Origin of the sequence: Allonocardiopsis opalescens, from assembly GCF_003002095.1 — a bacterium.
Taxonomy (GTDB): Bacteria; Actinomycetota; Actinomycetes; order Streptosporangiales; family Streptosporangiaceae; genus Allonocardiopsis; species Allonocardiopsis opalescens.
This window is the reverse complement of sequence record NZ_PVZC01000004.1, coordinates 335,371-347,296: the sequence shown is the minus strand read 5'-3', so window position 1 is coordinate 347,296 and position 11,926 is coordinate 335,371. Positions and strand designations below refer to the sequence as shown.

The window sequence follows — 11,926 nt, the reverse complement described above, 5'->3', positions numbered from 1 at the left end:
GCACGACTACGGTAAGTGAGCTTACCTGCGCGGGTTGGTCAGCAGCACCAGGCGGAACTTGCCGATCTGCACCTCGTCGCCGCCGCCCAGCTCGACCTCGTCGATCCGCTCGCGGTTCACGTAGGTGCCGTTCAGGCTGCCGACGTCGCGTACGGCGAAGCCCTCGCCGCGCCGCCGGAACTCCACGTGCCGCCGCGAGACGGTGACGTCGTCCAGGAAGATGTCGCTGTTGGGGTGCCGACCGACCTTGGTGACGTCCTTGTCCAGCAGGAACCGGCTGCCGACGTTCGGACCGCGCTTGACCACCAACAGCGCCGTGCCCGGCGGCAGCGCCTCGACCGCGACCGGATCGGCCGGGGTCGGCTCCTCACCGGACTCGGCCGCCTCGAGCGCCTCGATACCGGAGATCGAGATGGTGGAGGTGGTCTCGGAAGCGCGCTCCGGGGCGCCCCTGGTCAGCGGGGAACCGCAGTTGGAGCAGAAACGGGCATCACCTGGATTGGCGTGACCGCACTGCGTGCAGTAAACGCTCGGCATCGATCGGCTCGGCCTCCTACCGCGCGGGGGCGCGACTTGTCATGAACGGGCGCCGTTGCCGACGCCAGGGGCAGCCTCCGCACGCGCGGGACAAATCCCGACGCCTGCAGAGAAAAGGCTACTGCAGAGTTGAACCCCTGTTATATCTCACGCTACCGGTGACATTGCACCTGGTCTACGCCTGTGATCCACCGGAAGGACCGATCTGCCGGACCCCGCCGACCGCCGCCTCGTATCCGGCGGCGTCCAGGAGTCCGGCCAGTTCGCCCGCCGTGCCGGCCTGGTCGGCGAGCCGGATCTCCACCAGCCAGCCGTCGCCGTAGCAGTCGGCGTTGACCACATCCGGCGCCGCCGCGAGCTGCTCGTTGCGGGCCGCGACCGTGCCCGACAGCGGCGCGTAGACGTCGGAGACGCTCTTGGTGGACTCCACCTCGCCCAGGGGGAGCCCCGCCTCCACCGGGGTGCCGGGCTCGGGCATGGCGACGTGCACGATCTCACCGAGCTGCTCCTGGGCGTAGTGGGTGATGCCCACCCGCACCACGCCGGGCTCGGGTGTGGCCGCCACCCATTCGTGCTCCCTGGTGTACCTCAACCGCTCCGGATGCACCTGCCTCCGCCCTCCCCGCCCAGCACCGCGCCTGCCTCCGTAGCCTAGAGCGGCACGGGGGCAGGCGCGGCGAGGCAGGGCCGCCGGGCGGGGCCTTCGCGCTACTCCTCCTCGGTGTTCTCCACCACCGCCGCCCACTCCTCCAGCAGTTCCTGGGCGGTGTCCTTGTCGGGGCCCTCCGCCCACAGGTGGGTGAAGGCCTCGGAGGTGTCGGGCAGCACCAGCACCCACGCCCCCTCGGGGCCCAGCACCCGCACGCCGTCGGTGGTGTCGACCTCGCGGTCGCCCGCCGCCTCCACCACCGAGCGCATCACGCTGCCCTTGACCGACCACGGGGTCGGCACCGAGCGGCGCAGCAGGTGGGCCTCGGGGATGCGGTGGTCGATCTGGCTGAGCGACAGCTGCGCCCGCGCCACCAGGCCGAGCAGCCGGACGAAGCTGGCGATGCCGTCGATGGTGCTGGAGAACTCCGGCAGCACATAGCCGCCGCGCCCGTCGGCGGCGAAGATGATGTCCTCGCCCATCGCCGCCTTGATCAGCGCGTCCTGCGAGGTCGGGGTCCACTCGATCGCGACGCCGTGGAAGCGGCACACCTGCTCGGCGACCCGGGTGGTGGTGACCGGCAGCGCCACCCGCCCGCCGCGCCGCTCGGCGGCGATGAGGTCGAGCAGCACCAGCTGGGCGCGGTCGTCGTCGATCAGCTCGCCGTTCTCGTCCACCAGCGAGATCCGCTCCGCCACCGGGTCGAAGCGCACTCCGAAGTCGGCGCGGGAGCTGGCGACCAGCTCGCCGAGGCGGTGGAGGTCGCGCATCCGCTCGGCGAGGGTCTCGGTGGGCGAGACCTCGTCCAGGCGGTTGTTGACGGTCAGCACCTCCACGCCGACCCGGCCCAGCAGGGTGGGCAGGATCAGCGAGCCGGTGCCGCCCGCGCAGTCGACGACCACCTTGAGCCCGGCCTCGCGCACTCCGGAGGTGTCGACGCGGCGCAGGATCTCGTGGGTGTAGGTCTCGATGTTGCGGGACGGGAAGGACAGCTCGGCGATCTCGCCGGGGAAGGCGCGCCGGAACTCCTGCCGGGAGAACACCCGCTCCAGCTTGCGCTGCGCCGCGGGCGAGAGGTCGGCGCCGTTGGCGTCCAGGAAGATGATGTCGACCGACTGGGGGTCGCCCGGGGTAGTCCGCAGCGCGATGCCGCCGGCCAGCTCGCGGTGCGCGGTCTGGAAGCGCGCCAGGGGCAGTGGCACCGCTTCCAGGTCGTGCACGTTGATGGCGCCGGCGGTGAGCGCGCTGACCACCGCCCGCTTGAGGGTGCGCGCCGCCCGGGAGGCGTCGCGGGAGGTGGTGACGGCCGAGCCCTTCTTCAGGGTGGTGGCGTAGGCGCTGGCCAGCCGCACCGCGAGGTCGGGGGTGATCTCGACGTTGATCAGGCCGGACACCCCGCGCTTGCCGAACAGGCTGCGCTGGCCCCGCGACTCCCAGATGACGCTGGTGTTGACGACGGCGCCCGCCTCGACGGTCTTGTGCGGGTAGACCTTGACATTGTTGTTCAGGTACGCCTCGGACTCGATGACGCACTCGTCGCCGATGACCGCGCCCTCCTCGATCCGGGCGCCCGACATGACGTCGGTGTTCTTGCCGATCACGCAGCCGCGCAGATTGGTGCTGGGGCCGATGTAGACGTTGTCGTGCACCACGGCCCGGTGGCAGAAGGCGCCCTCCTTGACCACCACGTTGCTGCCGAGCACGGTGAACTCGCGCAGCTCCGCGCCGGCCTCGACCTTGGCGTAGTCGCCGATGTAGAGCGGGCCCTTGAGCACCGCCTCGGGGTCCACCTCGGCGCCCTCGGCCACCCAGATGCCGGGCGCCAGCTCGAAGCCGTCGATCTCGACGTCGACCTTGCCCTGCAGGACGTCGGCCTGGGCGCTCAGGTAGCTCTCGTGGGTGCCGACGTCCTCCCAGTAGCCCTCGGCGATGTAGCCGTACAGCGCCTTGCCCTCGGCCAGCAGCTGGGGGAAGACGTCGCCGGACCAGTCCACCTGCTCGCCGGCGGCGACGTAGTCCAGGACCTCCGGCTCCATGATGTAGATGCCGGTGTTGACGGTGTCGGAGAACACCTGCCCCCAGGTGGGCTTCTCCAGGAACCGCTGGATGCGCCCCTCCTCGTCGACGATGATGATGCCGAACTCCAGGGGGTTGGCCACCCGCTTGAGGCCAATGGTCACCATCGCGCCGTTGTCGCGGTGGAACTTCACCATGTCCGAGAGGTCGATGTCGGTGAGCGCGTCACCGGATATGACGATGAAGGGCTCGTCGCGCAGCCGGTCCTCGGCGTTCTTGACGCTCCCGGCCGTGCCCAGGGGAACTTCCTCGGTCGCATAGTGAAGGTTCATCCCGAGTTCCTCGCCGTCGCCGAAGTAGTTGCGCACCAGCGCGGCGAGGAACTGGACGGTGACGACGGTCTCGGTGAAACCGTGCCGCTTGAGAAGTCGCAGCACGTGTTCCATGATCGGTTTGTTGACGACGGGCAGCAGGGGCTTGGGCTGGTTCGCGGTCATCGGCCGCAGCCGGGTGCCCTCGCCGCCGGCCATCACGACGGCTTTCACCGGGTCCACCCCCCGATCGGGTGACCGGGTCTGTGGTGGCACCACGCCCTCAGGCGCACGTTCATGTGGGGTGCAGCTCCCTTCGGTCGCTACCTAAGGTGAGGCCGGGCCGTCGGTCCCCGGGGATCTCGCTCCACCCGGTCGCAACGGGCCCTCGTGCTCGTCCGGACCGGACGTCCTCCGGTCGGCCGCCAGCAGGCGCCACGCGTGCACCGCATACAGCACACCGGCCCACCAGTAAAGAGCCGTTCCCCAGATGGCGAAGGCCCAACCAGCGATCTGGGCAACATTCCCCGCGACGCCGGGATGCGCGCCGATGAACAGGAGGGGGAAGGCGTAGAGCAGGCACAGGGTGGCGGCCTTGCCGGCGAAGTTCACCGGCAGCGTTCCGTAACCGAAGTGGCGCAGCAGCGGCAGCGCGAGGACGATCAGCACGTCGCGGGCGAGCAGCACCAGCGCCAGCCACAGCGGGATGATGTCGCGCACGACGAGTCCGAAGACCGCCGCGAAGATGTAGAGGCGGTCGGCCGCGGGGTCCAGCACCCGGCCGAGCCTGCTGGTCTGGTTGAAGGCGCGAGCGATCTTGCCGTCGAGCCAGTCGGAGACGCCGGCGAAGGCGAGCACGCCCAGCGCCCACCAGTCGCGCCCCTCCAGGACCAGCCACAGGAACACCGGGACGCCGACCAGCCGGGTGATGCTCAGCGCGTTCGGGATGGTCCAGACGCGGTTCTCCCCCAGTGCAGCGGGGTTGGCATCACTCGCCACGCCACCTCCCCCTTTCACCACGACCCTACCTAGTGGGGGTGCGGGTCGCGCGCAGCGAGGCGGCGGGTCCGGGAGTGTCGGCGCGGCGGTGGGAATGTAGAACGCGGTGTGACCGGCGGGGGTGACGACGGTCTCAGGCCATCGCCTTTACGTTGTAGATTTCTAAGCCGGGCGGCCGGTCCGCTCCGCCGGGCCGCGCGGGATCAGGCGGCGGCCGCGTCCGCCAGCGCCGCGAACAGCCGCGGGTCGTCGCCCTCCTCGGGCCGCCACTGCACGCCCACCCCGAAGGGGTGCCCGGCCAGTTCGACGGCCTCGACGATGCGGTCGTCGAACCAGGCGACCGCCTGCAGGCCGTCGCCGAGCCGCTGCGGCGCCTGGGTGTGGGAGGCCGGCACGGTGGCCGCGTCGCCCAGCGCCGCGCCGGTGGCGCTGCTCACGCTGATCAGCACGGGGTGGTCCGACAGCTTGAGCGGGTCGGGGGCGTGGCGGTCGTGCTCGACCGCGTCGGGCAGGTGCGGGATCAGGTTGCCGCCCAGCGCGATGTTCAGCACGTGCATGCCCCGGTCGACGGCCAGGAACGGGGTGCCGGCGGCGACCGCGGCGCGCACCAGCGCCAGTTCGAAGCGGTCGCGCTGGGTGTCGGGGGCGGCGCCCTCGGCGCGGACCCCGCCGTACAGGGCGGGGTCGACCGGCGCGCCGTGCGCGAACACCACGCCGTCCAGCCGGCCGACCAGCTCCGCCGCCGAGCGGGGGTCGCCGGGCGGCAGCACCACGGGCAGCGCGCCGGCGCGCTCCAGCACGCGCGTGTAGGGAACCGGGGACAGCACCGCCTCGCGGACCCAGTCGGCCCACCGGGCTGGCTCCTGGTAGCCGGTGACCCCGATGAGCGGACGGCCCATGCTGCTCCCCTTCCCGGTGCCGTGCGCGGCGGCCGGCGACGGCGCCCGCGGCCCGGGCGCGCTGCCTGACAGGATGGCACAGTCACCGCCCCGTACGGGCCTATTGCGGACAGTTGCGGGACATGTGCCGACATCGCCGTCCGGCCCGGCCGCCGTCCGGCCCGGCGCGCCTTCCGGCGGGGGCGGCCCGGACGGGCGCGCACAGCCGACAATTCGCTAAACAACTAAGCATCTTAGGAATTATTCCGCGTGCCGCGCGAACATTTATTGGATTCGCTGCCGCATTCTCACCGGAATGGGTTGTGCACCCTTTCTGCGGATGTGACACTCTGCTCGGGGGAGGATCCGGTGGGCGGGGGGAGAGAAGGACGCGTCCGCCGCGGCACGGCCCCGACCGGGCCGCGGCCTGCGCTGTCGTGCCCACCGGGCTTCCCGGCTGCTACGACGACGTGTGAGGGCGGCGGTCCACGACCATGTCCATTGACACCCGTGCGCTCGAAGAGAGCCACGCACATATCGAGCGGGTCAAAGGCAGGGCCATCCGGTATTTCTACGGCCGGCTGTTCGCGGAGGAGCCCGGGCTGCGCGCGCTCTTTCCGGCCGCGATGGGGGAGCAGCACGACCGGCTGTTCGAGGCGGTCCGCGCGGTCGCCCGGCTGGCCGGCGACCCGGACGCGGCCGAGGAGCTGTTCGGCCGGCTCGGCCGCGCCCACCGCAGGTACGGCGTGACCGCGGCGCACTACGCCGCCTTCGGCCGCGCCTTCGCCGCGACGCTCCGCGTCGAGCTGGGCGCGGACTGGACGCCGGAGCTGGCCGCCGCCTGGCGGGCCGGCTACGAGCGCGCCGCCGGGCTGATGCGGGCGGCCGCCGCCGAGGCGGCCGGCTCCGAGCCGCCGTGGTGGCACGCCGAGGTGCTCGCGCACGAGCGGCGCGCCCACGACCTCGCCGTGCTCACCCTGCGCCCGCACGGCGTGCTGCGCCACCGGCCGGGCCAGCACCTGACCGTGCAGCACCCGCGCTGGCCGCGGATCTGGCGGCGGTACTCGCTCGCGGGCGCGCCGCGCGCCGACGGCACGGTGGAGCTGCACGTGCGGCGGGTCCCCGGCGGCTGGGTGAGCGGCGCGCTGGTGGCGCACACCCGTCCCGGCGACCGGCTGGTGCTCGGCCCGGCCGAGGGCTCCATGCTGCTGGACGAGGACTCGGCCCGGCCGCTGCTGTGCGTCGCGGGCGGCACCGGCCTGGCGCCGGTGAAGGCGCTGGCCGAGCAGGCCGCCGCGCTGGCGCGACCGCGCCGGGTGGTGCTGGTGCACGCGGTGCGCGACCGGGCCGGCCTCTACGACATGGCCGCGCTGCGCGAGCTGCGCCGGGCCTGCCCTGCGGTGCGGCTGGTGCCCGCCCCCGGCGACGGTCCCGGGCTGCCCGCCGGGCGCGAGGCGGCGCTGCGCCGCGCGCTGGCGGGCCTGGACGGGCTCGCCGAGTACGACGCCTGCGTGTCCGGCCCGCCCGCGCTGGTGCGGCTCGCGCTGGAAGCGCTGCGCGAGGCGGGGGTGCCCGAGGACCGCATCGGGCACGAGCTGGACGCCCACGGCGGCGCGCACGCCGCTCCCCCGGCGGCGGCCGGCTCCGGCCCGGCGCCCGAACCGGAGGAGCCGCGCGGCCCCCGTCTGCTCGGCCTGGCGGCCCGTCCGCCGCAGCGGGCGGCCGAGGAGGGGCCGGCCGCCGAGGACGACACCGCGGTGCTCCAGCTGGCGGAGGCGGTGCGGCACGAGGCGGTGCACTGAGCGACCGGGCGGGCCCGCGCGACCCACCTCGGGCCGGCGCGGGCCCGGCGGCTCAGACCTTGCGCCAGGCGGGCACCCAGGCGCCGTCGGTGACCTCGTAGTCGCCGAACAGGGCGGGCGCCTCGGTGCGCATCAGCTCGCCGATCCGGCCGAACAGCAGCCGGATCTCCTCCTCGGCGCCCGGCGCGGTGCGCGCCTCCAGGGTGTGCCGCAGCGTGCGCACATTGGCCGTCCACACCAGCCCGGTGGCCACGCCCTCGGGGGCGAAGCGGCGCATGAAGGAGGTGCGGTGCTTCTTGTGCGCGAAGGGCACGCCCTCGTCGTCGAGGCCGAAGTGGTCGGCCATCCAGCGCTGGAACTCCTCCATCTGGTCCAGCATCGCGGTGGCGCGCTTCATCAGCTCGGGGTCCTCGGCCGCCCAGTCGGGGAACCAGAACGGCAGGTCGGTGAGGCGCACGAAGCGCAGCGACTCCTGCGAGACGGCCGTGCCGGGGCGGTGCCGTACGAGTTCGTGGGTCAGCACGCGGCTCACGTTGTGCAGCGCGAAGCTGAAACTGACGTGCTCCAGGACGGAGCCGTGCAGGCTGCGCAGGATGTTCTCCAGGTACTGGCCCTGGTCGGTGCGGACCCGGACCACGTTGGGGTTCAGGCCCGGCTCCCAGGAGCGGTAGCACAGCCGGCCGGCGAACTCGGCCAGGTTCTGCGCGTCGTTGAGCTCGGCGTCCAGGTCGCCCCGGTCGAGCCGTTCGAGCCAGCTGGTTCCGCCGACCTCGGCGAGGTAGCGCGCCACCTCGTCGTAGTCGAGCTGCGGGCGGGCGATCAGGAAGACTTCGGGCTCGACGCTCTTCACGGCTGTGGGACCCCCGGTGGCGGTTGACGCGCCGGCGGTGCGCCGCACCGCTCGGGGCCGAGGACCGCCGCGAGGGGGGCGCCGCGCACGGCGCACGGGCTGCGACAAGCCATGATGCCGCATTCCCGGCCGGGCTCACGACCAGGGGTGCCCCTCGGGGCCGGGGGCAGAGAAGATCCCGGCCGCGTCGGCGGCCGGGATCGGGGGGCGGGCGGCGGGGCGGGTCATAGACCGATGCCCCAGGCGCCCGGACCGACGATCAGTCCGACGACGATGAGCACCACCCCCCACAGGACCTGGCGGCGCAGCAGGGCGACGACGCCGGCGACGATCAGGATGACGGCGAGAATCCACAGAATTACGCTCATAGCGCCCCCGCTGCCCCGGTCCGTGCGGGCCTAACTCGGGGGCCGGGGCGCCCGCCGCGCCGCGCCCCGCCGCCGTCCCGCCGGTGGGCGGTGCGCAGGCCGGGACCGGTCCTGCGCCGCGGGGCCCCTGGCGCCGGGCAGCCTTCAACGGGTGTACCGAAGCCGCCGGATCCGTGTTAACTCGGACTTGTGTACGACGTGAGCCGGCTCAAGGTCCTGGTGGCGGTCGCCTCGGCCGGGTCGATCACCCAGGCCGCGGACCGCCTCGGCTACACCCCGCCGGCCCTGTCGCAGTCGCTGACCAAGCTGGAGCGCGAGGCGGGCACCCCGCTGCTGGTGCGGCACCGGCGCGGCGTGGAGCTGACCCCGGCCGGGGAGGTGCTGGTCGAGCACGCCAGGCGGGTGCTGGACGAGCTGGAGCGGGCCAGGTACGCGGTGGCCGAGGTGGCGCGGCTGAACTCGGGCACCGTGCGGATCGGCACCTTCGCCACCGCCGGCACCCGGCTGCTGCCGCCGGTGCTGGCGGCCTTCCGCCGCGCGCACCCGGCCGTCCGGCTGCACCTGCGCGAGTACGAGCCGCCGGCTGGGCTGCGGGCGCTGGCGGCGGGCGAGGTCGACCTGGTGCTGACCCACACCTACGACCACGGCCCGGCCGAACCGGCCGTCTCCGGGGTGGCGGTGGAGACGCTGCGTTCGGAGGAGCTGGTGCTGGTCACCGCGGCGGGGCACGCGCTGGACCAGCCCGGGGTGCCGCTGGCCTGGCGGGAGCTGTCCGGCCGGGCGATGATCGCCGAGCCGTCCGGGCGGGGCAGCAGGGACGCGCTGGAGGCGCTGATGCGCGGCGAGGGGCTCGGCGCGCCCGACATCGCCTTCGAGAGCCAGAACTACACCGTGACCTGCGCGCTGGTGGCGGCCGGGCTGGGGGTGGCGGTGCTGCCGCTGTCGGCGCTGGAGGTCGGCGGGCCGCCGCTGGGCCGCCGCCCGCTGGCGGCGCCCGGGCTCAACCGCACCGTGCGGCTGGCCTGGCGGACCGAGGACACCAATCCGGCGCTGCAGCCGCTGCGCGCCCTGCTGCGCCAGCTGCCGGCGCCGCCCGGCTGACGATCGGCGCCGCCGGCGGACTTCCGCGTCCGGATCGTCGGATCCGGGGCCCGGAAATGGATCACTTCCATTGCTTCACGGAGCGGCCGTGACCGTTTCGCTCAGCAAAGCAAGCTTCGCTGAGCTGCGATTACCTCAAGTTTTGGGCAAACTTCGGCGAGATCTGCGCATGTTCGCGATTGGCACGGGCAGTCCCACAGCGAACGCCGCAGACGGCGGAATGTCGAGAGACGTGCCGCCGACCGCGGAACTCGCTCGCCGACCGCCGGCGAGCAACGACGCGGTAGCGCTTCTGCCGGAAGGAGCACAACGGATATGGGCTTCATCGCTTTCCTCATCCTCGGCCTGATCGCCGGTGCCATCGCCAAGTTCCTGCTGCCGGGCAAGGACCCGGGCGGCATTCTGGTGACACTGGTGATCGGCGTGATCGGGGCGCTGCTCGGTGGCTGGCTCGGCGGCTTGCTGTTCGGCGCCGATCCGATGGACGGCTTCTTCGAACTGTCCTCGTGGGTCGCCGCGATCATCGGTTCGATCATCGTCCTGCTCGTCTACCGGATGGTCGCCGGGCGCCGTACGCGCGTCTGACCCTGACGGCGGTCCTACCCGGACCACCCATCGCGCAGGCTTCGGGCGCGGAACCCGCACGGGTTCCGCGCCCGACCGCTGTCCGGGGGCGTCCGCGGGCCGCTGCGGACGGCGGACCGCGGCGGTGCGGCGGACGCCGGCGGCGCCCGGCCGGTCACAGACCTGCCGGCGGGCGCCCGGGGTCGGCGCCGAATCCCCGCAGTAGCGTGTCCACGATCAGGGTGGTCAGCGCGTCGACGTCCGCGTCGGCGGTTCCGCCCTGGGTGACCTCGTGGATGAGCGCGTAGTAGCAGCGCCGCGCCCACTCGAGGTCGGCGTCGGGCCGCAGGAGTCCGGCGGCCCGCGCGCGGTGGAAGAGCCGGTCGCACTTGGCCAGCACTTCGGCGTGCACCCGGGCGATCTCCGGATCCGCGGCGACCGCCGCCCGGTTCATGGCGTGGCCCCAGCCGATCTTGACGCGCAGCACGTCCGCGGTGACCCGGTAGAGGACCACCAGGGGGGGCGCGGTGTCGGAGACCGCGCCGTCGACGGCGGCGGCGAACTGCCGGGTCGCCCAGCGGGTCAGCGCGTCGATGAGCGCCTCCCGGGTGGCGAAGCGCCGGTGAACGGTGGTGCGGGCCACGCCGGCCGCCTCGGCGATCTGCTCCATGGTGGCCGTGGGATCACCCGAGAGCACGCGTTCGGCGGCCTCCAGGATCGTGTGCACCGTCCGCTCCGCGTCGGCGCGGAGCGGCTTGCCGCCGACAAGGAAGCGATCTTGCTGCGTTGCCACGCCGAGACACTACATCGAGGTAACCTCAGCTTCCAAACTTGCGACATTCATGTTGCGTATTATAGCTTCAGCGCGTCGTCAACGATGCAATGAGGAGGCGTGGGATGGATCTGCAGCTGAGTGGGCGGACCGCCGTGGTGACCGGGGCCGGCAGGGGGATCGGGCTCGCCACCGTCGCGGCGCTGACGGGCGAGGGCATGCGGGTGGTCGCGGCCGCGCGGACGGTGACGCCGGAGCTCGAGGACCTGGGCGCGATCGCGGTCCCGGTGGACCTGGGGGCGCCCGGCGGGCCGGAGCGGCTGGTCGAGGCGGCGCTGGCGGAGCTGGGCGGGCTGGACCTGCTGGTCAACAACGTGGGCGGCGGGGAGGGCAGGGCGGTGGGCGGCTTCCTGTCCTTCGACGACGAGCAGTGGGCCGAGATCTACGGCCTCAACCTCTTCGCGGCGGTCCGCGTGACCCGGGCCGCCCTGCCCGGTCTGCTGCGGCGCGGCGGCGCCGTCGTCAACATCTCCTCGAACGGCGCGCGGATCCCGCACGCCGGCCCGCTCCCGTACACGACGGCGAAGGCGGCCCTGACCGCCTTCGGGAAGGCCCTCGCGGAGGAGTTCGGGCCGCAGGGCGTCCGGGTCAACACGGTGTCGCCCGGGCCGGTGCGCACCGCCATGTGGGAGTCGCCCGACGGCTACGGCGCCCAGCTCGCCGCCTCGCTCGGCCTGACGCGCGAGCAGTTGGTGGCCGGGCTGCCCGCGGCGATGGGCATGACCACCGGCCGGCTGGTGGAGCCCGCGGAGGTCGCCGCCCTGGTCGCCTACCTCGCCTCACCACTCGCGGCGAGCACCACCGGAGCCGACCACGTCATCGACGGCGGTGCGATCAAGACGGCGTGACCGGCGGCGCGGGGAGGCGGCACGGGGACGTCGGCCGCGGCCGGGGGTACCGCGTCGCCCGGCGCCTTTGGCCGGTGTCCCACGGATGACCGGCCGGACGGCCGCACCGGACGGGCTTGACCGCTCGCTCCGCCCCGCACGTCACCCCACCCGCCGCCAAGGCGCCGGGGG

Annotated in this window: 12 protein-coding genes; 4 read left to right on the top strand and 8 right to left on the bottom strand. The window is 73.3% G+C overall.

Annotation, left to right across the window (positions count from 1 at the left end):
* Positions 1 to 21: 21 nt before the first annotated feature.
* The 5 genes from CLV72_RS15055 to CLV72_RS15035 all read right to left on the bottom strand — a co-directional run bounded on the left by CLV72_RS15055 (position 22) and on the right by CLV72_RS15035 (position 5,411).
* On the bottom strand, positions 22 to 537 hold the full coding sequence (locus tag CLV72_RS15055) for an FHA domain-containing protein (protein ID WP_106246177.1): 516 nt from the start codon (positions 535 to 537) through the stop codon (positions 22 to 24).
* A 175-nt stretch (positions 538 to 712) separates the two neighbouring features.
* A complete protein-coding gene (gcvH, locus tag CLV72_RS15050; RefSeq protein ID WP_106246174.1) occupies positions 713 to 1,144 on the bottom strand; it encodes a glycine cleavage system protein GcvH in 432 nt (143 codons plus the stop codon).
* A gap of 101 nt (positions 1,145 to 1,245) precedes the next feature.
* On the bottom strand, positions 1,246 to 3,747 hold the full coding sequence (locus CLV72_RS15045) for a mannose-1-phosphate guanyltransferase (RefSeq protein WP_106247029.1): 2,502 nt from the start codon (positions 3,745 to 3,747) through the stop codon (positions 1,246 to 1,248).
* A 93-nt stretch (positions 3,748 to 3,840) separates the two neighbouring features.
* Positions 3,841 to 4,512, bottom strand: a complete 672-nt coding sequence (gene clsA / locus CLV72_RS15040; RefSeq protein ID WP_245930218.1) for a cardiolipin synthase ClsA — start codon at positions 4,510 to 4,512, stop codon at positions 3,841 to 3,843.
* Positions 4,513 to 4,715: 203 nt separating this feature from the next.
* Positions 4,716 to 5,411 (bottom strand): gamma-glutamyl-gamma-aminobutyrate hydrolase family protein, encoded by a 696-nt coding sequence (locus CLV72_RS15035; protein WP_106246172.1) that lies wholly within the window; start codon positions 5,409 to 5,411, stop codon positions 4,716 to 4,718.
* 473 nt (positions 5,412 to 5,884) lie between these two features.
* Between CLV72_RS15035 and CLV72_RS15030 the strand changes: the two genes are divergently transcribed.
* The gene (locus CLV72_RS15030; protein WP_106246170.1) at positions 5,885 to 7,192 is read left to right on the top strand and encodes a globin domain-containing protein; all 1,308 of its coding nucleotides are present in this window, start codon (positions 5,885 to 5,887) and stop codon (positions 7,190 to 7,192) included.
* A gap of 52 nt (positions 7,193 to 7,244) precedes the next feature.
* On the opposite strand, the gene thyX is transcribed toward CLV72_RS15030, so the two are convergent.
* Together thyX and CLV72_RS32235 are read right to left on the bottom strand one after the other, a co-directional pair.
* Positions 7,245 to 8,042: an FAD-dependent thymidylate synthase gene (gene thyX, locus CLV72_RS15025; RefSeq protein ID WP_106246168.1), complete on the bottom strand. Its 798-nt coding sequence runs from the start codon at positions 8,040 to 8,042 to the stop codon at positions 7,245 to 7,247.
* Positions 8,043 to 8,266: 224 nt separating this feature from the next.
* Positions 8,267 to 8,410 carry a GPGG-motif small membrane protein gene (locus CLV72_RS32235; protein ID WP_170140987.1) on the bottom strand — a complete coding sequence of 48 codons (144 nt, stop codon included), beginning with the start codon at positions 8,408 to 8,410 and terminating at the stop codon, positions 8,267 to 8,269.
* Positions 8,411 to 8,599: 189 nt separating this feature from the next.
* Here CLV72_RS32235 and CLV72_RS15020 point away from each other — a divergent pair, with 189 nt between their 5' ends.
* Positions 8,600 to 9,511 (top strand): LysR family transcriptional regulator, encoded by a 912-nt coding sequence (locus CLV72_RS15020; RefSeq protein ID WP_106246165.1) that lies wholly within the window; start codon positions 8,600 to 8,602, stop codon positions 9,509 to 9,511.
* A gap of 315 nt (positions 9,512 to 9,826) precedes the next feature.
* Positions 9,827 to 10,096, top strand: a complete 270-nt coding sequence (locus tag CLV72_RS15015) for a GlsB/YeaQ/YmgE family stress response membrane protein (protein ID WP_106246162.1) — start codon at positions 9,827 to 9,829, stop codon at positions 10,094 to 10,096.
* A 154-nt stretch (positions 10,097 to 10,250) separates the two neighbouring features.
* Here the strand turns inward: CLV72_RS15015 and CLV72_RS15010 are convergent, their stop codons facing one another.
* Positions 10,251 to 10,868 carry a TetR/AcrR family transcriptional regulator gene (locus CLV72_RS15010; protein WP_106246159.1) on the bottom strand — a complete coding sequence of 206 codons (618 nt, stop codon included), beginning with the start codon at positions 10,866 to 10,868 and terminating at the stop codon, positions 10,251 to 10,253.
* A gap of 104 nt (positions 10,869 to 10,972) precedes the next feature.
* Between CLV72_RS15010 and CLV72_RS15005 the strand changes: the two genes are divergently transcribed.
* Positions 10,973 to 11,755 carry an SDR family oxidoreductase gene (locus tag CLV72_RS15005; protein WP_106246156.1) on the top strand — a complete coding sequence of 261 codons (783 nt, stop codon included), beginning with the start codon at positions 10,973 to 10,975 and terminating at the stop codon, positions 11,753 to 11,755.
* The last annotated feature ends 171 nt before the right edge of the window (positions 11,756 to 11,926 follow it).